At 68.5% G+C, this 20,867-nt stretch carries 16 protein-coding genes and 3 pseudogenes; 11 read left to right on the forward strand and 8 right to left on the reverse strand.

All coding sequences use genetic code 11. From position 1 onward, the window contains the following. Positions 1–185 precede the first annotated feature (185 nt). Positions 186–382 (forward strand): annotated as a pseudogene (locus ACF1GV_RS37530) (IS1380 family transposase); the annotation flags it as partial. Positions 383–773: 391 nt separating this feature from the next. Here the strand turns inward: ACF1GV_RS37530 and ACF1GV_RS37535 are convergent. Further along, positions 774–3,191, reverse strand: a complete 2,418-nt coding sequence (locus ACF1GV_RS37535) for a UvrD-helicase domain-containing protein (protein ID WP_391690495.1) — start codon at positions 3,189–3,191, stop codon at positions 774–776. Positions 3,192–3,785: 594 nt separating this feature from the next. Between ACF1GV_RS37535 and ACF1GV_RS37540 the strand changes: the two genes are divergently transcribed. Together ACF1GV_RS37540 and ACF1GV_RS37545 are read left to right on the forward strand one after the other, a co-directional pair. Further along, a complete protein-coding gene (locus ACF1GV_RS37540; RefSeq protein WP_391690709.1) occupies positions 3,786–4,091 on the forward strand; it encodes a DUF6247 family protein in 306 nt (101 codons plus the stop codon). Then, the gene (locus ACF1GV_RS37545) at positions 4,088–4,348 is read left to right on the forward strand and encodes a hypothetical protein (RefSeq protein ID WP_391690498.1); all 261 of its coding nucleotides are present in this window, start codon (positions 4,088–4,090) and stop codon (positions 4,346–4,348) included. The genes ACF1GV_RS37540 and ACF1GV_RS37545 overlap by 4 nt, the downstream gene beginning before the upstream one ends. A gap of 1,159 nt (positions 4,349–5,507) precedes the next feature. On the opposite strand, the gene ACF1GV_RS37550 is transcribed toward ACF1GV_RS37545, so the two are convergent. The 4 genes from ACF1GV_RS37550 to ACF1GV_RS37565 all read right to left on the reverse strand — a co-directional run bounded on the left by ACF1GV_RS37550 (position 5,508) and on the right by ACF1GV_RS37565 (position 10,550). Then, on the reverse strand, positions 5,508–6,443 hold the full coding sequence (locus ACF1GV_RS37550; RefSeq protein ID WP_391690501.1) for a phosphotransferase: 936 nt from the start codon (positions 6,441–6,443) through the stop codon (positions 5,508–5,510). Between the two features lie 102 nt (positions 6,444–6,545). Next, positions 6,546–9,215: an ATP/GTP-binding protein gene (locus ACF1GV_RS37555; RefSeq protein ID WP_391690504.1), complete on the reverse strand. Its 2,670-nt coding sequence runs from the start codon at positions 9,213–9,215 to the stop codon at positions 6,546–6,548. A gap of 832 nt (positions 9,216–10,047) precedes the next feature. Next, positions 10,048–10,293, reverse strand: coding sequence for a type II toxin-antitoxin system RelE/ParE family toxin (locus tag ACF1GV_RS37560; protein ID WP_391690507.1), 246 nt, complete (start codon positions 10,291–10,293; stop codon positions 10,048–10,050). Next, positions 10,290–10,550, reverse strand: a complete 261-nt coding sequence (locus ACF1GV_RS37565) for a type II toxin-antitoxin system Phd/YefM family antitoxin (protein WP_391690510.1) — start codon at positions 10,548–10,550, stop codon at positions 10,290–10,292. The genes ACF1GV_RS37560 and ACF1GV_RS37565 overlap by 4 nt, the downstream gene beginning before the upstream one ends. Positions 10,551–10,671: 121 nt before the next feature. Here ACF1GV_RS37565 and tap point away from each other — a divergent pair, with 121 nt between their 5' ends. Both tap and tpg read left to right on the forward strand, forming a co-directional pair. Next, a complete protein-coding gene (gene tap, locus ACF1GV_RS37570; protein WP_391690513.1) occupies positions 10,672–12,912 on the forward strand; it encodes a telomere-associated protein Tap in 2,241 nt (746 codons plus the stop codon). Between the two features lie 12 nt (positions 12,913–12,924). Further along, positions 12,925–13,482, forward strand: a complete 558-nt coding sequence (gene tpg, locus ACF1GV_RS37575; RefSeq protein WP_391690516.1) for a telomere-protecting terminal protein Tpg — start codon at positions 12,925–12,927, stop codon at positions 13,480–13,482. 12 nt (positions 13,483–13,494) lie between these two features. Here tpg and ACF1GV_RS37580 read toward each other — a convergent pair whose 3' ends face one another. After that, on the reverse strand, positions 13,495–14,364 hold the full coding sequence (locus ACF1GV_RS37580; RefSeq protein WP_391690712.1) for an alpha/beta fold hydrolase: 870 nt from the start codon (positions 14,362–14,364) through the stop codon (positions 13,495–13,497). On the opposite strand from ACF1GV_RS37580, the gene ACF1GV_RS37585 reads away from it, so the two are divergent. From ACF1GV_RS37585 to ACF1GV_RS37610, 6 genes and pseudogenes are all read left to right on the forward strand, one after another. Next, the gene (locus ACF1GV_RS37585; RefSeq protein ID WP_391690737.1) at positions 14,263–14,496 is read left to right on the forward strand and encodes a hypothetical protein; all 234 of its coding nucleotides are present in this window, start codon (positions 14,263–14,265) and stop codon (positions 14,494–14,496) included. The genes ACF1GV_RS37580 and ACF1GV_RS37585 overlap by 102 nt on opposite strands. A 1,328-nt stretch (positions 14,497–15,824) precedes the next feature. After that, on the forward strand, positions 15,825–16,178 hold the full coding sequence (locus ACF1GV_RS37590) for a hypothetical protein (protein ID WP_391690519.1): 354 nt from the start codon (positions 15,825–15,827) through the stop codon (positions 16,176–16,178). 1,016 nt (positions 16,179–17,194) lie between these two features. Further along, positions 17,195–17,647 (forward strand): MarR family transcriptional regulator, encoded by a 453-nt coding sequence (locus ACF1GV_RS37595; RefSeq protein WP_391690522.1) that lies wholly within the window; start codon positions 17,195–17,197, stop codon positions 17,645–17,647. After that, the gene (locus ACF1GV_RS37600) at positions 17,644–17,955 is read left to right on the forward strand and encodes a replication initiation protein, RepL2 (protein WP_391690524.1); all 312 of its coding nucleotides are present in this window, start codon (positions 17,644–17,646) and stop codon (positions 17,953–17,955) included. The genes ACF1GV_RS37595 and ACF1GV_RS37600 overlap by 4 nt, the downstream gene beginning before the upstream one ends. A 260-nt stretch (positions 17,956–18,215) precedes the next feature. Then, positions 18,216–18,379 (forward strand): annotated as a pseudogene (locus ACF1GV_RS37605) (IS256 family transposase); the annotation flags it as partial. Positions 18,380–19,483: 1,104 nt separating this feature from the next. Continuing rightward, entirely contained in the window at positions 19,484–19,831 is a 348-nt protein-coding gene (locus ACF1GV_RS37610; RefSeq protein WP_391690526.1) for a hypothetical protein, read from the forward strand. Between the two features lie 647 nt (positions 19,832–20,478). On the opposite strand, the gene ACF1GV_RS37615 is transcribed toward ACF1GV_RS37610, so the two are convergent. Beyond that, positions 20,479–20,634: a GNAT family N-acetyltransferase gene (locus ACF1GV_RS37615; protein WP_391690740.1), complete on the reverse strand. Its 156-nt coding sequence runs from the start codon at positions 20,632–20,634 to the stop codon at positions 20,479–20,481. A 64-nt stretch (positions 20,635–20,698) separates the two neighbouring features. Next, positions 20,699–20,830: pseudogene (locus ACF1GV_RS37620) on the reverse strand (GNAT family N-acetyltransferase); the annotation flags it as partial. Positions 20,831–20,867: the final 37 nt, after the last annotated feature.

Below are 20,867 nucleotides of genomic sequence, written 5' to 3' on the forward strand. Positions count from 1 at the left end.
GGGCTACGGCGTTCACCAGGCCATGCTCGGCATCGCCCGGCTCCACAACCTGGCTCTCACCGGATAACTCACACCCCATACGGGACAACCTCTAGCCTCGCTATTTCGGTTGAGGCGGGGCCAGTTGGTGGTCCGGAACGCGAAAGTGCCTTCTGAGCTGGGAGGATGAACCTTGTCGAGGGGTTCTGTCGTTCCAAGCGGAAGGCACTTTCTGCGTGCAGGCTATCGGTTTGCGTCCCAAGGTTCATGTCACCGCTGACGGGGCGGGGGTGGTCGGGCATGCGGGAGCGCGGTTGCTGGCGGATCTCGCCGACGCGACTGGCTGCCAGCTGCGTACTCCGATGTGCTGCGGCCGCTGCGGCCACGTGGGACCGGCCACGACCTGTCAGGTGACCCTACGCCTCACCCTGACGAACCGGACCAGAACGGGCTCCCGGGATCGCTGATCGCTCTGCAGCGAGCGGCCAACCTCGAACGCGCGAGGTGCGAGCAGCTCGATTCCCCTGACGAGCGCACGAAGCAGCGACGCATCTGGCTCGAAGCGGCCACGGCAGTCCAGAACGCTGTGGCCCGCTACGCAGTTGCCCAGAACCTGAACTGTTTCGACGTTGAGCAGCAGCTGCGGCGTGCAGCGAAGGACGACACCGTCGACAGGTGATCCGGACCCGGATCCGTGCGCGAGGAGTGAGCCCAGCCATAACGGCATGCGTCATCGCTGCCCGCTACCGGGAGTCGGACATAGCGGAACGGTTTGCAGTACCTGCGGTCCCGGATCAGTCGTGTCCCGGCTGTTGCCTTGGCTGCCTGGCGTGTTGCAGGTGGTCTTTCAGCTGTTGGCGCAGGGCAGGCAGTGGGATGGTGGCGCCCAGGGATGTGAGGAACTCGGGGACGGTCCAGGTGATCAGGGCGCCGTGGCGTGACAGGTAGATGCCTACGCGTTCGATGCGGTGGGTGTCGTCGTAGTCGAGCAGCAGGTAGCCGGCGAGCTGCTGCACGGCGGCGCGGTTGAGGGAGTGCGGGCGGATGGTGGCTTTGCAGTCGATGAGCAGTCCGTCGACGATGAAGTCGGCGTCAGCGCCTCCCAGGTCGGCGCTGCCGGCGAAGACCGGTCCGCATACTCGCTTGTGCTCCGGCAGGAGCCGGAAGGGCGCGAAGGGACGTTCGGCGAGCGCTATCTGGTCGCTGATGTCCTCCAGTACGTAGGCGGGGACCGCCGCTGTCAGATCGTTCAGGGTGGTGCGCGCGTCAGCGGAAGCGAGCAGGTTGCGGCGCCGGGAGAAGACTCCGTTGCGGTAGACGGCCTCGAAATAGCCGGCCACGTGGCACAGCCGGGTCAGCTCTTCGTCGTCCAGCCGGGTGGCGCCGTCCAGGTGGGCCCGCAAGCGGGCCAGCAGCTCGATCCCCGCGCTGTGCAGGCTCTGGCGTACGTCGGCAGCCGGAGCTCCATCCAGCGGCGCGAGGTTGCCCAGGAGCCGGATGCCGAGGGCGACCGCTTCTCCCGGGCCGCGTCCTAGCAGGAGTCTGAGCCGGTAGTCGATGGTGTGTCCGAGGGCCGCGTAGTCGGGCCGCCGTTCGTTCATCGGCTGCGCCGCGGGTGGCAGCGTGCGTACCTGTTGCTGGTAGGCGCTGATGAGCCGCTCTGTGCGGGGCAGATGCCGGGCCAGAAACAGCGACATCGGTGAGCGCGGATACTGCAGCTGGCCAGTAAGCGGGAGCGCTGCCAGCGGCACCCCGTCGGGGGTAGTGGTGGCGTCGGCGCGTGAGGCGGTGCGGATCTGGGCTTCAGCCCACTGAAGTCCGGAGGCGTCCAGTACTTCGCGGGCCCGGGTCACCGCGACATAAATCAGCCGCGCCTCTGCCGGATGCACGGAGCGGGCCGCGTCCTCGCCCGCTTCCGGGGCGAAGCCACTGCCGATGCGCACCCGCTGCCATTCACGGCCCTTGGCCTTGTGCACGGTGGACACCACGACGCGCGCCTGGTCCTCGCTGGCCATGCGCTGCACGGCCGCGATGATCTGCTGCGGGCCGTAGGTGTCGACCAGGTCCACGAGGGCTTTGAGATCGCCTGCCGCAGAGTCCTGTTCGGCATACTCCTGGACCTCTGCCCAGGAGGAGAAGAGGAACAGTTCGTGGTGCGAGGTCCGCCTGCCCGCTTGTAGATCGATCGCCGCTTGGGCGATCTTCAGCAGCGGCTGGCCGCCCCCGACCAGCGCGACGGGGACGCCTTCGTCGAGGAAGTGCAGCACCTCGGCGAGTGCATCGGCATTGCCCCGGCACAGCACCGCGTCCGGGACCTCGACCTTCTCGAGCGCGGAAGCCCGGCCTGAGTGTCCGGTGAGCTGCATCGTCGACGATGCAGCCTGCAGCCACCGGTTCGCCACCTGCGCGATCGCCGGCCCGAACCTGAACGATTGCGTCAACTCCATGCGCTGCCCTGGGAAGCTGCTCATGATGTCCTTGGCGTGCCGCCACTCATAGATCTGCTGTGCCGGGTCGCCGACACATACGCGCTGAGCGTCCTGCGCGAGGAAGATCTCCTCGAGCACGGGGTTAGTGTCCTGTGCCTCGTCCAGGAGTACGAAGTCTGCAGGCAGCCGCGGCCGGGTCAGTGCCCACATCTTCAGGTAGTGATCGTGGTGAAAGGGCAGCTGCCCGTCGGGAGAACAGATGTCCTCCCACGCCCATCGCGCTCTTTTCAGCAGGACTTCCGCCAGATACTGCACACCCTGGTCGTCCAGCCCGTTCACAGTTCCCAGGTGCCGGGCCGCCACCTGCTCATCCGTGCTATAGCAAAAGCGCCGCACCATCTCCATCACCAGCCGCGCCAGCGTCGTCGCCCGCAGCCGCTTCTTGTCGACGGCCAGGTCCCGGTGCAGGCCCAGCAACCGCGCTGTACGGCTCAGCGGCATGTGACGCGATGCCTCAAGCCTGCTCTGGAACCGTCTGCCAACCGCCTGATACGCCAGCGAATGAGATGTCCGACATTGCACGTTCGAGCCGAACCGTGCCCGAGCCTCCACCGCAATAGGCTTGTTGAAGGCCACGTACAAGCCACGGCGGCGGGAAGCCGCACCCATCATCGCGAGCGTCGACGTTTTGCCCGTACCCGCACCCGCCACCAAAGCCAAGTCGTCCCCTGCGGCGAACGCCTCACGGGCAGCTTCCTGCTCCGCCGTCGCCTTCAAGACCACAGCACACCTCTTCCACCCGCACCGCGAGCCTCCGGGTTACGGCCAGCTCTGGCCGCGCGATCAGCCTGGCAACGCCCACTGACACCCTGTCATCAAAATAGGCATGCGCTTGCGGAAGATCGAAAATATGGCCGATCAAGCACTGTGATCCGAGCTGTTCAGGGCCAGCCGACACAGACCTTGCTGCGCAGGTCCTAGGATGCGACAGCAGGCCCGGCTCACGCGGCCGGTGTGCGCTGATCGGACAGGCGTATGACCCTGGTCGTTGTGGAGCGGATGGAGACCACCGTCCACGGACAAGCCGTAACCCGACCCCTGCACCGAGAAGCCGCTCCTGGCCCACCCCGCCTACCGGACCGTCACCGCCGACGGCGGCACTCTCACGGTCAACCTGGCCATCGGCCGCCACTCCAGCCTGGCCCTGAGCCCCGCCGCCTGATCTCGGTCGGCACACCACAGGCCGGCCCCCGGCCTCGCAACTGCCGGGACCGGCCCTCGTGCCGCCGCTCACCCCGTAGAAGGGATCTGGCCATGACCGCATCCACGGCCATCCGGTGCGCGTACCGTGAAGGGAAGACCCGCCGGGAGGACCAGATGAGCGCGCAGCCCGACCACGCACCCGTCACAACCTACGCCCCCACGCCGGGGGCGCCGGCCGAACTTCTCGCCCAGCTGCGCGCCGACTCGCGCGCCGACACCTGGGTGCCGGCCTTCGAGCGGGAGTGGGCGGCCGCGCTCGAGGAATCACGGCGCACGTTCTCCCTCGGCGGGCTGTACGCGGTCGTCCAGGAGTGGCAGGGCCGCCTCGCCTCTGCCCCGGCCGTCGACGCGTTCGTCGCCTCCGGCTACGACGACAGCCAGTTCATCGACATGGCGGAGCTCCGCGGGCGGCGCCGGTGACCGAACAGCCGTACAAGGTCCGCTTCTCCGCCCCGGCCGCGAAGGTCCTCGCCACCCTGCCCGAGCACGTCGAAGACATGGTGTGGGACGTCCTGGACGCCGCCGCCGGCGACCCGTGGGGCTTTCGGCAGTGGAACGCCGACGACCCCGAGGGCAAGGACATCCGCCACGCCTCCGTCGGCCAGCTGTCCCTCACCTACTGGGTGAACCGGCCCCTGCGCCGCTTGTCCGTCCTCAACATCACTTGGCTGGGATAGCCAGCTGGTGGCAACGCCCTGACCCCGGCATCGCAAGTGCCGGGGTCAGGGCGTTTCGCATCGTAGCTTCGTACGTTTAGCGCTGCGCCTTTTTTGGCCCCTTTGAAGGCATCTCCGCCGGATGGGCGCCAGGAAGTCGGTGAAGTAGGCAGCAGGCCGCCGCTCGATGACGGCGGCCTGCTGGGTCGGGTACCCACGGAGCGCTGTTCGCGCCGGGCGGTGCGGGGGGAGTCCCAGGCCTTCGACCTGGCGACCCGGGAGACCGGGCTCGGCGGGGCCTCGGCCAGCGGCTGGCGCACCGCCGAGCGCCTCACCGCGATGACAGTGATCCCGTGCGCACGCCTGAGCCAGTCCGAATAGCTGGACGGCATCCTGGCCGCATGGCGAACGCCGTCCATGCCGGATGAGACTGGAGCTGAGTGGCGTGCATCCAGACGTCGCCCGGCCGCCGGGCTTCGCTGTTGTGCGCGTACCGAGAGCTGGCGGGGAGGGGAGGGGTGGCGGACCGGGGTCCAGCCGCCGTCGACCCCGCCGGAGTCGGGCCGAGCGCCGTACTCCCGCCGTCGCGGATGCGGGCGCGTACGGAGACCGCACCGCCGGCCGTGGCTGATGGGGAGCAGCTGCTGCCGCGATGTGGCCGGGCCCGTCGTGGGCGCTCCGCTCAGCGCGGCGCCGTGGGCCCGACCCGTTCGGCGAACTGGGAGACTTGGGAGGTGAGCACCACCCGCCGCCCATTGGGCACCGGATCCCGCCCCGCCGAGGAGCAGTCGCCAATTGGCGACTGCCGCGAGCGTGGCCGGACAGCTGCCGAGCGGGCCGCCGGCGAGCCGCCCGCCCTGGCCGTCGAGGACGAGGTGGTGCAGGCGCGGCCGCCGGGCCGCCGCCGGTTGGGCACCGGGGTGCCCGCTTCCACCCCTGGGCCCTCATTTGAGGGCGGATTTTAGAAACTTGCCCAGGTCAGGTGGGGTACCACTCCGGCCGGACCGGGGTGTCCGCGCGCTCGAAGCGCACCATGGTGGCGTCGAGCGCCTGGAACGGGAACCCTGTTGCCCGGGGCGACTGAGGAGCAGCTGCCCTCACCGATGCCGCACTCGGTACGCCTTCTGACGGCAGGCGTTGGAGCAGTACCTCCGAGGACACCCTGAGGGCGGCATTGAATTTAAGAAACAGACTCCGACCACGTATCTGAGACGCTGTCGACGAAGTCGATCATGAGTCGATGGTAGGTGGCGCGGGTGGGGTCGGGGAAGCGCACGCTGTGGCGGTAGTACCGGTGGAAGGCGATGATCACTGCGGCGTGGGCGATCTCAGTCGGCAGTTCCGCGTGGTCCTCCGCGGTGAGCGGGCGCAGCCGAGTGTAGCCGTCGATCAGTAGGGCAAGGCGCTCGGCGTTCAGAGTGCCCTCGTCGTTCCGGGCGAGGCCGACGGCGGCCATGCCCAGGTCCAGCAGGGGATCGTCGAGGGATGCGGTCTCCCAGTCGATGATGGCCAGGGTGCCGTCGGGTCGCACGATGAGGTTGTCGGCGAACAGGTCGCCGTGGGTGACCACGGGTGCACGGCGGTGTTCAGCCTCGTGTCGGTCGATGGTGGCGAGGTGGCCGTTGAGCCAGCGCGCGAAATCCTGGTCGGGAAAGTCGGTGATGGCCGCTCGGTGGGCGCCAGACAGGCGACGGGTTCCGGCCGGGAGGTCGAGGGCGTTGGTGGGCAAGCTGTGGAGCCGGGCGAGGAGTTCACCTGCGGCGGGTAGGTGTTCGGCAGGGAGGGGGTCGCAGACCTCGCCCTCGATCCACTGCTTAAGCAGGAAGCACCTCTCGGCGTCGGCGATGAGGTCCTGGCCGTCTGCGGTGGGGACGACGTGGACGGTGGGTAGCCCTAGCCGCGCGAGGGTGCGGCTGGTGCGGGCGAGGTCGGCGGCGCTGGCGGGGTTGTGGTTGTCCAGGGCAGTGAGTACGTAGCGGCGTCCGTCGTCGGTGTGCAGGCGGAAGCTGGAGTTCGCGGCGCCGCCCTTGAGGGGGTGAACCTCAACCACGTTCAGGTCGTAGCGGCGGGCGATCGAGTTCAGGTCGAGGTCGGCGAGGGTGGTGTAGGTGGCCACGCGGACTCAGCACTCCAGGGACGACGAGGCGGGCAGAAACGGGAGCTCGACCGTACCGGTGCGGCAGCGGTGCCGACCAGGGCCGGTGCGGGTGACGGGAGGTCATTCGGGGCGCAGGACACTGCTCTCGGCGCGGCGGTTGGCCACGATGGCGTGCCAGCGCTCAGCGGTGGCGTCGGTGCCGTCGACCCAGGCGGCGCGCGGCAGTCCCAGGTCCGGCTCGGTGTGGTCCATAAAGTGGCTGATCTCCACCAGGTAGGCGAACTCCGCGCCGTGGACTCGCTCGCGCAGCGCCGCTCGGGCCGTTGCGAGTTCATCCGCGCTGCCCCGTACGGCGTGGTGGAAGCACAGGGCCAGGTGGGCATAAGCAGCGGAGGAGGTCAGGCCGCTGTCGTCGGCCTCACACACAGCCTGCGCGATCCGGGCCGGCACGTCGTCGGCCGTTCCGGCGTCACGCAGCAGGATGGCGATACGGGTCTGCAGGCGCGCCCAGCGGATGTGCGCGTTGCGCAGGAGTTGCTCGGCGCGCGCGATCTGCTCCTCGGCGCGGGCGCGGTCCTGGAAGGCCGCGGCGAAGGCCAGACAGGCCTGGCTCAAGGCCGCCTCGCCCAGGGCCCCTTGCTGCTCGGCCTCGGTGCGGGCGCTGGCGTAGGCGGCGCAGGCCAGAGCAATGTTGCCCTGGGTCCACCACAGGTCGCCCAGGGCACGGTGGTAGCGGCTGTCCCGCCCCAGGGTCTCGGTGGCGGCCTGGACAGCTGGAAAGTCGCCCAGTCGGCGGGCGAGGTGGACCAGGCCGCGGGCGGCACTGGGTGCCAGGGGAGAGGATCCGGCGGCGACTTGCCGCATCCCGGCAGCGGACTCGGCGTGCAGACCCAGGTCCCGCTGGCACTCCGCCAGGTGGTAGCGGGCCAGATCCTCCGCGTCCGGGGGCAGCAGGCTCGAGGCAAGGATCTCGCTGAGCTGGTCGGCGACCTGCTGCCGGTGGACGCGCTGGCGGCGGGCGATCGCGGTCACCGTCTCTGCCAGGGCCTCCGCCGGGGTACGGGCCGGACCGGTGGCACCATTCTCAGAGACCGGGATCTCTACGGCCTCCCAGACGAAGTCGGCCGCGTACCGGTACGCCGCATCCACCAGCCAACCGAGTTCCAGACGGTAGTCCCGGGCCAGGCGCAGCCCCTGAGTCAGACAGGAGACCATCTGCTGACGCTGACCGAGGACATCCGCAGCGGGCAGCTGCGCTCCCAGGGCACTGAAGGCTCGCTGCGCAGCGCGGCGCCAGTCCGCGGAGGACCAGCGGTCCTCGGTGGTGGCATCCGCGTCGCGTACGGCCTCCCGAACCAGGGTGTGCACGTGGTAGGGCCACGGCGCGCCCGGGTCCTCGTCGATAAAGGGCCGTTCCACCAGCTGCAGCGCCGGTGCGTCGAGCTCCAGTCCTGCCGCAGCGGTCGCCAGGTCTACCGAGAAGGAGTCCAGCAGGCTGACCGCGCGCAGCACGTGACGCTCCTCGGCCGACAGGTCCCGGAAGGTGCGGGCGACCAGAGCGGGGAAGTCCAGGTTGAATTCCTGCACCGACGGCTGCCGGCCGGAGCGCTGGTACAGGTCCAAAAACCGCATGACCGCCAGGTCCAGATACAGCGGCAAGCCGTGGGATCGCGCGATCACCTGCTGGCGGACGCGCCGGTCCATCACCGGCTCGCCCTCGCGCGTCAGCCGCTGGCACAGATATTTCTCGCAGTCCTGCGCCGACAGGTAGCCGATGCGGTGCTGCCGCGGCTCGGCGGTGGACCCGGGGGCCAGATACGGCCAGGCATGCGGCCCGGTCCAGTCCAGCTGCCCGTCGAGCTTCTCGTCGTCCCACTGCAACCGGTTCCGGCCGGTGACCACGAACAGTGCGTTAGGCATGAGCCACACCACCCGCTGCAACAGCCGCTCCAGGTCGCGGTGTGTACGGTCGCCCACGTCCTCGAAGGTGTCGAGAAGCACCACTGGCGTCGCCGCCTGCCCGGTCGGCAGCGACGCCAGGTCCCAGGCCAACAGGTGGGCGCAGTAGCTGAGCGTGTCCAGGTCCTGGTCGGCCTCTAGGATGTCCGCCAGCCGGCTGCAGCGCGCCAGGGTGCGTACCGTCTGCCGGTGTTCGCGCAGCGCGCCGACGACCACGCGCAGGCTCTGTCCCACCAGGTTGCCCACCGAGCCGGGCAGCGACAGGCTCTGTGCCAGGTCCCCGAGCGCGGACTGGATCTGCTCTGGCAGGGACACCGAGGAGGCGAAGCGGCGCAGGAAGTTGTTGCGGCGCAGGTACTCCTCGAGGGAGTCGCCGGGGTGGTTGGCCTCCCAGTAGCGGCGCAGTGCCAGGTCAAAGGCGGCCATCGGGCGGCCCAGCGGAGCCACGGCCAGCCGCAGCGCCAGCATGACGTCTTCGAAGTCGATCCCTGAGGTGCGGGACAGATCGATGCGTACTGGCAGTAAACGGCCTGCAGCGGCCGGTACCGGTGTCCAGTGGGGGACGCCAGGGCCCTGCGTGCCGAGGTGGCGCTCGAGGTTCCTGGACAGTGTGCTCTTGCCTATGCCGCCGATGCCATAAAACGCCAAGACGTTGCGCCGCGGGCGCTCAAAGTCCTCGACGCTGAAATCCGCGGCCTGCACGCTCGCGATGTGCGCGACCAGGCTGCGGACGACAGCGCCCCACTCGTCCTGCCGGTCGGCGAACACCTCCTCGGCAGCCAGGTCAGGCTGGTTGGAGCGGAATAACGAACGAAGATCCGACCTGGGCACGTCTGGGTTCCTTCCCATGGCATCGCCGACTCGGCCGACCGGGCTACCGTTGCGGCTCTGCCACCCTGCCGACACGGACTCACGAAGCCCTCAGTCTACCGAGATGGGTTTACGCAGAAACAGAGTTGACTGGCCATCACCCCGAGCAGTGCCGCTCATTTGAAGCGCGTTGAGGGCGTGCCAGGGCAGGGGCGGAGACCGGAGCGATCACTCACCGTGGCAAGCGCATCGAGCGACAGGCGAGCCCACCAGTCTCACGCCCGGTCCCGCTCGGCCACCGCAGGCGAGACGCCAAGACGTTGCGCCGCGGGCGCTCAAAGTCCTCGACGCTGAAATCCGCGGCCTGCACGCTCGCGATGGTGAAGGCGACGCCATCCGGAACCTGCTTGCGAAGGTGGCCCGGGACAGGCCCGTCAGGCCGCCCGACTCGGGCCTCAGCGGAAGCCGCTCAGCAGGCCGTCGGCGCGGCCAACGCCGCAAACCGTTCGGCACGGTGCGCCGCGCTGGCCGCGGCGCAGACCGCGGCCGAAGCCGCCAGCCGTGCCTCCAACGCCCCGCCTACACCGCCAAGCGGTCCGCCAAGGCGGCAGCAGGCGGGCAAGGCATCTCTCGCCGCCGCCGAAGCGGCAGCAGCATCCCGCAGCGCCACCGGGAACGCCAACAAGGCAGACGCCGCCGCGGACCAAGCCGCCGACTACGCCGCGCCCGCCGGAGGGTCCGCGGCCGAGGCACGGGCAGCCGCCGCGGAGACCCGCCGGCACGCCGCCGAGGCCAACCGCGCCGCCACCGCCGCCGAGGCCTTGGCCCGCAAGTCGGTTCCGAACAGGGCCGGTCAGCGTACGCGTCCGAGGTGGATGACGCTGACGCGGATCTGTCGGTCGCTGATCTCGTACATCACCCGGTACTGGGCCACGTGGATGCGGAGCAGGTCGGCGCTGCCGAAGGCGCCGTCAGGGCGGGGGTTGTCGGCGAGGCGGTCGACGGCGGTGAACACCTGCCGTACGCCGTCGGGGTCGTCCTTGGCGAACCGCTCCGCCTGGGCGAGGGCCTCGGGCTCCCAGATGATCTCGTAGCTCACGCCTCGCTGCCGCCGAACACGCGCCGGTACGCCTCGTCATGGGAGACGCCGGCGTCCTCACCGCGCTGCTGGCGGGCGCGGTAGGCGGTTAGGGCCCGCAGCTCCTGCAGTTCCAGGGCGTCGGCGGGGCTGACCAGTATGGCCACAGTGTGTCCGTGGTCGGTGATGGCGACCGGTTCACGGGTGGCGCTGACCTCGCGCGCGATGGCGCCCAGGCGGGCGCGGGCTTCCACGATCGAGTAGGTCGTCTCCGTCATGCACACCACCTTACGGAAGTGTGCACCTAGAGACCACCGAACGTATTCGTACGCAATTCGTACGGCAAATGTACGTGCAACGTATGTTTCATTGGGTAGAATGTCGGTCAGGAGGTGTTCCATGTCCGAGTTGTTCGACGCGGTCGACGCGCTGGTCGCGTCTCGCGCCAAGCTGCCGCCGCCGGCGGAGCGCAAGCGGCTGCGTGCCGCGCACGGCCTGACGATCGACGAAGTGGCCACCGCGCTGAAGGTACGCCGGGCCACGGTGTCCGGCTGGGAGAACGGCAAGACCGAGCCCCGCCCGCCCGAGCGCGACGCCTACGCCCGGCTGCTAGACAAGCTCGCGGAGCTCTACCCCGCCGACGCCACTGCCGCGCCGGTTCAGGACGCGGCGGTGCCGACCACGTTCACCGCCGCACCCGTCCCAGCGGAAGCGCAGACTCTGTCCACAGGCCAGGCGTCCGAGGCTGCGGACGTGACTGCAACCGAGAACACCCAGACCCCTGCCCCTGCCGCTGCTGTTCCGGCGGCCGCGCCCCGTCCGGCGCGCACCACCAGGCTGTCGTCGACGTCGCGCCGCCAGGGGGCGAAGAAGGCGGCCCCGGCCGGTACCCCGGCGGGAACCGACCCGCGGTTCGAAAACGGACCGCTCGCGGTCGTCGACGTCGAGGACGGCAAGGTGCTGGCGTACTGCACCGGCGGCCTGGTCCTGGACGTGCCCGCCAAGAGCATCCCGGCCCTGGTCGACTGGACGCTGCGCGAGGCGAAGCTCGGTCAGCCGAAGCTGTCCGGGCCGGGCAAGGACGCCGATCCGCTGCTCGTGCTCACCGAGGCCGCACTGGAGCGGTACGGCCTGCCCGTCACGCTCACGGAGGAGGAGAAGCACGCCGGGCGGATCCCGGAGGGCCACAAGGTCATCAAGCAACTCGCGCGCGCGGAGTGGAAGCTGACCAAGCGCGGCTTCGGCCCGTGGGCGCGGATCTACCGCCCCGCCACCGGTTCGGAGCGGGCCTGCGTGCAGCTGTGCATCCCGTCCTGGAACGCGTTGGACACCCGGCACTGGGGCGAGGCCGGGCAGCTCCCGCCGGCCGAACTCGCCCGCGTCCTGGGCGTGTACGCCTCGCGGGTGATGACGCCGCGCGGCTCCACCGCCGTGACCGGCCTGGAGCTGATGACCGCCCTGCACCCGCCGACGCGCGCTTCCGAGCCGGACGCCGACGGCAAGCGGCACTCCGAGCACAACCCCGGCTCGCTCGGCAAGGGCGCCATCGACCCGATGAACTGGCCGCCGTGCGAGGTCCCCGACGGCCACCCGGTCCTCAAGGACCTGCCCCGCTTCCACGTGCGCGGCCCGGCGGAGAAGCTGTTCGAGGAGGCGTACGACTGGGCACGGCCGATGACCGATGCCGAGTGCACCCTGCGGCACCTGGTCGGCATCGACGTCAACATGGCCTTCGCCGCCGGCGCGAACGGGCTGAACGTCGGCCTGGGCGAGGCGACGCACGTCAAGGCCCCCGCTTTCGACCCGAAGCTGCCCGGCTCCTGGCTGGTCGACCTGTCCCACGTCGACCTGTCGCGGGTAAAGGTCGGCAAGGAGTGGGTGGAGCTGGACGGCAACCTGCTGCCCAGCCCGTTCACGCCGAAGGGCGAGCGGCCCGAAGGCCCGGCCTGGTACGCGACGCCCACCGTCGCCTACGCCCAGGAGCTGGGCTACGACGTGCGCCCGCTGGAGGCCTGGGTGCGCTACGAGAACGGCCGCTACCTGGACGGCTGGTACAACCGGCTCCGTGACGCCTACCTCGCCACGATGGCCGACCTCGGCGTCGACGCCGACCTCAACCCGACCGACTTCCTCGCCGCGATGGACGGCTACAAGGCCCGCGACCCGGAGCTGGCGATCGTCACCACGGCCATCAAGGCCACGGTCAAGGGCGGCCTGGGCAAGCTCCGCGAGCGGCCCCGGGGCGAGGGCTGGCGGCCCGGCGAGCCGTGGCGCGCCCTGTCCCGCCCGACCTGGCGGCCGGACATCCGCGCGGCCGTCATCTCCCGCACCCGCATCAACCTCCACAGGAAGATCGTCAAGCATGCGGCGTTCACCGGTCAGTACCCGGTGGCGATCCTGTCCGACTGCGTCGTCTACGCCTCGAACGGACCGAGCCCGCTGGACTTCCTTCCCTACCGAGACGGCAGGCCGCTGCCCGGCGGCTTCAAGCTCGGCATCAACCCCGGCCTGGTCAAGCACGAGGGCACCCAGCTCGTCCTGTGGGGCGAAGAGGTCCGCGAGCGGTTCCACGCCCCGGAGCTCAACTTGGCCCGGTACATCAAGGACGGCACCGTCACCGACGTCGACAACGGTGAGTAGGAGAAGGCCACGATGAGCCTGTTCGGGGACGGCCTGGAGGCCGCGGTGCAAAAGGCGTTCACCCGTCCGGCGCCCAAGAGCGCGGGCGCGCAGATGCGCTATTTGGTCAGGCAGATGAAGGGCACCAGGGCGGTCGCCCAGCTGCTGCGGGTCTCCCAGCGCACCGTCGAGCGGTACGTCAAGGACGAGATCAAAAAACCCCGCCCTCACCTCGCCGCGCGCCTGGAGCGCGAGGTGAAGAAGCGGTGGCAGCCGCAGATCCGTGCCAGGGCCCGGCAGCAGGCGGCCACCACCGGCGGCATCGTCATCGACACCCGCGCCCGGCTCGGCTACACCGCGCCGATCGGGTCAACGGACGAGGACCGTGTCCGGCACCTGACCGTCGCCCTGCCCCCGCAGTACGCCGCCCGCCTCTTCGAAGCCCAGGAGGCCGGCGCCGGCGACGCCCAGCTCCAGCAGATCGCCGCCGACGCGCTCAAGGAGGTGTACTTCCAGGACGGCGGCCGCCGCGCCGGCTCCCTCGAGGACGTCCGCTTCACGGACGTCCAGCACCTGGAGTTCGAGCTGTAGCAGGCCGCGCCCCTACTCAGGCCGTCCGGCGAAGAAGCCCGCAAGGGAGGACGCGAGCGTTTCTGGAGCCTCTTCGGCCACGTGGTGCCCGGAGTCGATGCCGTGTCCGCGTACGTCCGGTGCCCACTGCCGCCAGATCTTCACCGGGTCCCCGTACAGGTCCTCGAGGTCGTCCCGGAGCGACCACAGGATCAATGCCGGGCACTGGATCTGTGTCCCAGCGGCGCGGTCGTCCTCCTCGTGCCGCCGGTCAATGGTGAGGCCGGCCCGGTAGTCCTCCAGCATCGCCCGCACCACGTCGGGGTTTCTCGTGGCCGCGCGCCACTCGTCGTAATTTTCCTGCCCCATGCTCTGGGAATCACCGTGGTACCAGCTGTCCGGATCGGCGTTGATGACCCGCTCGGGAATATCCGGCTGGGCGAAGAAGAACCAGTGCCACCACTGCGTAGCGAAGTCGACCGTGATGCGGGACAGATGCTCGGTGAGGGGCAGACAATCGATCAGCGCCACCCGCGAGACCGCGTCGGGACGATCGAGTGCGAGACGCAGCGCGACACTGCCTCCGCGGTCGTGCCCGGCGAGCGCGAACCGGGCATGGCCGAGGGAGCGCATCACCTCGACCACGTCACCAGCGACGGCCCGCTTGGAGTATCCCGCGTGGTCTGCGGTAGGCGTCGGACCGGTGGACCGGCCGTACCCCCGGAGGTCGGGACAGACCACGGTGAAACCGCGTCGGACGAGGAGAGGGGCGACGCGATGCCAGGTCGCAGATGTCCTGGGGTGGCCGTGCAGCAGCACCACCGGCGGCCCTTCCCCGCCGAAGCGAAGGAGAATCGACGCTTCATCGACCTGAACCCGCCTGGTCTCAAAGCCCTCGAACAAGCCCCGAACCCCCCGCCCTCGTTGACACACCACCACGGCACTTATCAGGCCCAGGACAACCCCGTACCCGCACCCGAGGACCACCAGGCCAACAGACTGCGCAAGCTGGCCCCCTTTGCCGACGAGTGCTGAACCGACACAGCCTTCCTCATGCCCCCGCGGATCCCGTGGACACAACTGCCTGATTCGCCAACGGTGTCTTGCAGCTGCCGGGATCGGGCGTTCCGCATCGTGATGCGGCCGTATCCACCGGTAGTCACCCGGCGGCAACGCATCCGCGCGAAGGAGTCACCATCCGCCGCGGGGCCGATCGGCACCGACCTGGACCTCGCGGAGACACTCGCGGCACTCCAGTAGCCCGTCCACGGCGCGGCCCTCTTCCTCCGCCCAGCTGAAGCCGCACAGCGCCCTCGTCCGGCGCCTGGACCCCTCCGCCACGGCATGGGAGTCGGGACCTTCCACTCACCGGCGTCCCGCCGTCGTACGGGCGCTGATGGCCCAGGTATAGGCGGCTTCGGCCGTGATGCAGCGCATCCGCAGATCAGGACCGCTCCAACGTTTGCCCTTCCGGGCTCAGCAGCGGCTTCGACGGCATCGGCCAGGCGCTCGAAGGACAGGTCGAACTCGTCCATATGCCTCCACCGGCCTGCCTGCTGCTAACTCATCAGGGTGCGGAACATCAGCAGGAGTCGGACCAGATCATGCTGACCGACCCGGACCGTGTTCGTCTCCGGGTCGTAGCCGTACGGGTTCTCAGCACCGACCTTCCTAGGCCTCGCACGTCTCGTTGTCTGCTGGACAGGGCGCGACAGTACTCAGGTGTGGACGGCTGCCGGGCCGGGGAGAACCAAACAGCCCCTCGCCCCAGGCGAGTTGACCAGAGGTCTACCGGCAGAGCGAAAGGTGACGACATGCCGAGGCGCGGTCTGGCACCAACGAAGTCATGCGTCTGCCCCGAATGCGGTACCCCGACGAAGGCGAGTCTGCGCAACGGTCACCTCTATGAGCACTCGGCACCGGGACGCCCCGGCATCTGCCCGAAGTCGGGCGAAGTGGTCCTGACCGGCTCTGAACTGAAAAACAACTACAAGTGCCCGTACGGTACCTGGGTCCGGATCACTCACAAGGACACACTGGCCCAGCACTTTATGCCGGAGGGGGAGCGGTGCCCCCTCTCCGGAGAGCCGATAGTAGCTCCTGCTTCCCGCCCCGTCGTGGACGGGTTGCTGCGCATGGTGCCTCCCGCGCCGACCCAAGAGTGGGCGAAGCCGGTCACCGGTAACAGTGGCTCCAGCGTGTACGCGATCCCGGCCGGCCTGCCCGGTCACGGGCGACATCGACGCTAACTATCCACCCGGACCGCGCAGCCCCGGTCCTCACAAGTCGCGGCAAGTTTGTGGCGCCTGCGCCGCGTCGCCCACCAGGCTGGTCCCCGTCGAACGGAGAACAGGGGTGCGGGCATGACGACGGCGGACAACGTGGCGGCGAGCGACGACGACGTCCAGGCGGTGCGCCGCTGGGTGCGGCTCTCGTGCATCGAGCCGGGCACCCATCTGCCCGCGCTGGTCGAGATCGCGGGGGGCCTCAGGCGGTGGACAGCCGTGGTCCGCTCCGCGCTGGGGCAGCTTGCCGCCGAAAGGATGGTGACCCTGCACGAGGGCTACTGGCTGTACAGCGTCAGTACCACAACTCCGACCAAGTGCGCCTACAGGCTGATGCGCACCGCGATCCACCGCAGTTACGAGCCCGGCGAGCGGTTCATGACCGCGACGAGATCACCCGGGTGTTCGACATCGGAACCAAGGAGGCCGTGAGGTTCCCGAGGAGCCATCCTCAGTCCAGTCCGACATCCCTGCCCGCTGCCCACGCACACGTTGTCGGTCATGGGCCCGGACGCTAGGAGTTGCTCTTGCGCGCACGATCAGCACTTCCGACACACATCCTAATAAGCGATCGGGGAGGGCCTCGAGCTACGGCTCTGTCGGTGCTCGCTGGAAAGCAACAGCGGTGGTCCGGCAGCGCAGCATTTGCATGGGCTGGATGACACCGGTCTGCTGATCGCGGAGCGAGCCGCCCTCGGCAGGTCGCATCCGAAGTGCGGCTCTCCGCGCCTACCGGCCGGTGCATCCTCGGCCCTGGGGGCCTGCGGTGCGCCGGAGGGACGCGTGCGTGATCGGGCGACTGCGACTCGTCGAGCCCACAAGTAAGCAGCGTGGCTGGTGCGGTCGAGGGCTGGTGGAGACACACGTGACGGGCCGTCGATCGAGTGCGGATGCGTTGGGGCGTGCTTTCGTCGGCCGAGGACGGGGGAGTGGGGCGGAGTGTTCAGCGACAGGAGTGAGGGGGTGCGCGTGTATGCGTACCCGGGGGGCGGTTGAGCAAAGCAGTGCGCGACCGGCCGTCAGTGCCCGGTGTGTGGAGGTGCGGTCGGACGTGAGGGCGTGTCCTGATGTAAGAGAGGAGCACGCCGTCAGATGCCGGATGACCTGCGAAAACGAGTGTCAGGCGACGCTCTGGGGATCTGGCATGCAGTTCTGAGCATCACGCAGTCAGCTCTGGAGATCAGTGCAGGACGATTCCCTGGACGTGGTGAACGTGTCTGAAAGACCGTGACCACTGTTTCGCGATCTGCCCAGATTGACGTCACGTTCATGAGTAGGCGCGCCTGTTGAGCGGTTGGGCACTTGTGATGGATCGCCGCCAGATTGAGCGACACGCCCTAGGGGCGGACTTGATGAACTCAGCGCTCATGTACGCTACGTTGATCTGGTCGGTCCCAAGGACCGCTGCTCATACACGTTGAGAACATGCCCAGCACGGAGGGCCCGATTTGGGAGCCGTACGCAGACTGGTCGACGCCGACACAGGCGAGGCCATCCCTTATGCGCCCTACGCCTTCTCCGGCGAGCACATCCAGGTCGACAAGGCCCGGGTCGAAGCGATCACCGAAAGCAAGGAATTCACCCCAAGCCAGAAGTTCATGGTGCTCTGGTGGATCGGAGTCTCTCCCGCCGGCATGGAACCACTCAGGGCGACCGGTGCGGACATCGCCAAGAAGGTCGGGATGACCGCCGACGCTGTCGGCAAGATCAACCGGAAACTGCTCAAGCGACGCATCCTCATCGAACGCGGACGCATCGGCAACTACCGGCTCTACCGAATCAGCCCATACATCGCATTCCACGGAACGGGAATCGAGCAACGGGAAGCGGTCAAGACGTGCAACCCGCCGGACATTCCCGGCTTCGACAACACAAGCCCTTTGCGGTGGGAGGCCCAGTGAACAACGACGACAAGCACAAGCTCCTGGACATCCTCCAGCGCACCGCAGGCATGACCGCCAACCAGCGACTGGTCGTCATGCTCTACGCCATGCACCCCACGGACCGCGCCGGCGCCGTGATCGAGACAGGCGCCAACCTCGCCAAGTTGGTCGGTATGTCCCCGACTGTCTTCTCCCGTACCCGACGCCAGGTCGTCGAGGCCGGATGGCTCGAGGAAACCGAGCGGCTCGCCCACATCAGCTACTACCGGCTCAGCGCGAAGTGCACCGGTGCAGAGGTGGTCGTCCCTCTGCGGCGCGCTACCTAAGGCCTGCTCTGCACCAGAACTCATGTACGTGAGGTCAATGAGCACCGGTCCTGTGGGCGGTGCTCATTGACCTCACGTACATCGACGCATCCCGCCGACGTTGCTCTCGGCAGGACGCGAATATGGGTCGCAGCCGATACCTGCCAGGCGGCGCGACGACGGCCGACGGCATCATCATGCTCAGCTTCAATTCCCCGCGGCTTCCGCCTCTCCCAGAGCCCGAGGGGCGCGGCGAAGCGCTCGTGGAGCCATGCACTTACGCGATCCCGCCGCTGTCGTGCCGAAAGTTCCCGAAGATCAGCGAGGTGCTGCCGCTGCTCCACCCGCACGGACTGTCCTCGGCCGATGTCATCCCGGCGCTCGCGCAGTTCCCCGGCAGCGCGGCCGGGCTCTCCCGCCCACAGTCACCCGACTCACGCAGCAGTGTGACCGGCAGGAACGGCCCCAACCGTCCCCACTCGGCATCCGTTAGATCGCCCCGCCCCATGCCTGACACAACGAGCTATCAGTCAGACAGTCACATGATTGGGCGGACATGTCCTAGTCGAACGCACCGAGGCGGTCGCTGCATGAGCCGGCCGTCGCACGGCATGCTGCATCACGTCGACCTGTGGGTGCCGGACCTCCCCGCGCGTCGCCTCGCGCGGCTGGCTGCTGGAGGCGCTGGGGTATTCACTCTTCGAGAGCTGGGAAGGCCAGTCGCTGGCTCTCTCCGCCGAAGAGCACGACCGCGGCCGCCCAGGGCTGAACCACCTGGCTTTCCACGTCGAAGACGTCACCACGGTCGAGAAGCTGGTGGCCGATGCCGCCCTACACCTGATGTTCCCCGAACGGCACCCCTACGCCGGCTGCGGACAGCACCACACCACCTACCTGGAGAGCGACGACGCTCCGAAGTCGAACTCCTTGCGACCAACTCACCCGGAACGAAAGTGAGATCGACCGATCCACAGGTCTTGACGATTGCTCGTAGTGATGGCGCAGCGCAGGGACCTGTGCACTTCATCGAGCACCACCACGTCCCTGGACTTCGGATTCGTCGATCACGCGTGCCGCCGCGACTGGGCGCCACCTCAGCTGAGCAGCAACGAATTAATGCGTACCGTTAACGTCCACTTCCCTGACTACCGTTCAGCTCCCCCTGCGATCGACGACGGGATGTAGGCAGGTGGCGCAGCCGTTCGGGCGACAGGTGCAGGCCTGGACACCAGCCGGGCCTCGGTGCGGCGTTCGACCGAAGCCACTCCGGCACCATCCAAGGCCACGGTTTCGGCGCTCTAACCTCTGCGCGAGGCAAGAGCGGTCAGATGGAGGCCATCCCATCGCCGTCGCGCGGATTTCGGGCGCCTGGGATTGCCCCGGATCGACTGTGTGGCCGTCTGGCGGCCTATCCAGTACTAGGACGTCTCTTCATACCAGCGCTGGAGAGTTCGGCCCTCCTGGAGGCCTTCTAGGCTGTCGACTTTTGAGTGTCAATCCTTGGAATCCAAGGATCGCCTTGGATTCCAAGGATGGATAACCTGAAGGCATGACAGAGACGGTCCAGCCCACCGGGCACTGCTACTGCGGCTGCGGCAAGGAAATCGGCTACGGCCGATTCTTCGCGGCCGGCCACGACAAGACCGCCGAGGCCGCCTTCCTCGCCATCCACCACGACGCGTCTGTGGCGCAGATGCTTCACACACATGGATACGGCCCGACCGAGGCCACCTCGGTCACCAAGGCGGCCGTGAACAAGGGGATCTGGTTGGAGTGTCCACACAGCTGCGGCTATCGCGGCGCCCAGGAGAGCATCAACAACCACGTCAACCGCCACCACGCAAGTGACAGCACGCCCGGACGCAGTAAAGAGCATCAGGAAGAAGGCGACACCTGACGGCCACCACTGAAGATGCCCGCAACCAGCGCATTGCCTCGCCGTCGCCAGACGCCCAACCCACGCCCTTCGTGAACGCCGGTGCTAGCGACTTGGTCCGCGATTGAGGTTTGGGCGTGCTGGCTTGGCGGTCGGCTGGTGGTTGATCACCAGGCGGGCTGCGGGCGGGCACGAGCTCGGTGCTCGGCTTGCGGCAGGTCGGTCGGCGAGCCGAACGGTCCGAAACCTATGAAGCCGCGGGCGACGCCGTACAGCTCGGCGAGCGCGGCGCGTGGGAGCCCGGTGCGCAGGTGGACCGGGTGACGAGCAGGCGGTCGGTGAAGACCAGGTCGTGCTTCGGGCCCCACCGGCCTCCCGCTGCCACTCGGCACCACGTCGCTTACGAAGCTCCGACTCGCACCGGGCAAGCAACGGTCGGCCAACTCTTCGATCAAATCGCCGAGATGTGTGCGCGAGACGGCGCAGAAGGCAGGATGAGGCAAGGCCGCACGCGCCCACTTCTTGGTCACACTCGAAGAACCTGTGCGGCCACTGCCACGTCACGGCCTGCCGATGAACAACGGGTGTGGCTCTTCTGCGGGAACTGACCGAGCTGGGAACGTCCCTGCAGAAGAGCAAACGCCGCTGGCCAAGCACCGGTCTGAGCATCAGGGCCTCAGTAGTCCGCCCGCCCACCAGTCGTGCGGCTTGCCGTCGTTGGCGATGCCGCGATTGCCCAGCGTCCCTTCGACGAAGCCGAGTTTCTCGGCGACGGCACGCGAGCCGGTGTTCCCGGCCATGGCCCACCACTCGATGCGGTGCACTTCGAGGGTATTCCCAGCCCCAGTCGCACAGGGCCCGAGCGGCCTCCACCGAGTACCCGCGTCCGCGCTGTTCCTTGACCGCCCAGTAACCGAGGTCCCAGACGCCGCGGCTGACGAGGGTCAGGCAGTACGAGCCGACCAGGGCGCCGGTGCCCTTGCCGAACGCGCCCAGGGTGTAGTCCCTGTTGTCGCGCACGCGGAAAGTGCCTGCCGCGGCACGCAGAGGGCCGGTT

The organism is Streptomyces sp. NPDC014006 (assembly GCF_043088925.1).
GTDB lineage: Bacteria > Actinomycetota > Actinomycetes > Streptomycetales > Streptomycetaceae > Streptomyces.